Below are 616 nucleotides of genomic sequence, written 5' to 3'. Positions count from 1 at the left end.
GGTAGGTCCAGACGCCGGCGTTCCAGCCAATGAGGATTTTGCTGACAAGGGTGTCGGCCGGCACCAGGATGCCCACGGCAATCCCGAACACGGCGGCGGCGGAGAGGCGGGGGTGGGTGCGGGCTAGAAACGACATAGGTGCTCACAACGCAGGCGGTTGTGAGCACCATAGCATCACTCGGTCTTGTGGCGCTTGCGCACCAGCTTCATGACCACTACGAAGAACACCGGCACAAACACCACCGCCAGCGTCGCGGTGATCATCCCGCCGATCACCCCCGTACCAATCGCCTGCTGGCTGGCCGAGCTGGCACCGGTGGCAATGGCCAGTGGCACCACGCCGAGGATGAACGCCAGGGACGTCATGATGATCGGCCGCAGGCGCAACCGTGCGGCTTTCAAGGTGGCGGTGACCAGGTCTTCGCCCTGGTCATACAGGTCCTTGGCGAACTCGATGATCAGGATCGCGTTCTTCGCCGACAGGCCGATGATGGTGATCAAGCCGACCTTGAAGAACACATCGTTGGGCATGCCGCGCAAGCTCACCGCGACGACCGCGCCGAGTACACCGAGCGGCACCACCAGCAACACCGAGGTCGGGATCGACCAGCTTTCG

General features: G+C 63.5%; 1 protein-coding gene and 1 pseudogene. Both read right to left on the bottom strand.

Going from position 1 to position 616, the window contains the following annotated elements; translation table 11 throughout:
* Positions 1 to 136 (bottom strand): annotated as a pseudogene (locus tag HX823_RS24875) (DUF1345 domain-containing protein); the annotation flags it as partial.
* A 38-nt stretch (positions 137 to 174) separates the two neighbouring features.
* Positions 175 to 616 (bottom strand): efflux RND transporter permease subunit (locus tag HX823_RS24870; protein ID WP_177077173.1); only part of this gene is annotated, 442 nt, incomplete at its 5' end.

Origin of the sequence: Pseudomonas sp. P7759 (assembly GCF_013386445.1) — a bacterium.
Classification (GTDB): domain Bacteria; phylum Pseudomonadota; class Gammaproteobacteria; order Pseudomonadales; family Pseudomonadaceae; genus Aquipseudomonas; species Aquipseudomonas azotoformans_A.
This window is presented reverse-complemented; position numbering and strand designations above follow the sequence as displayed.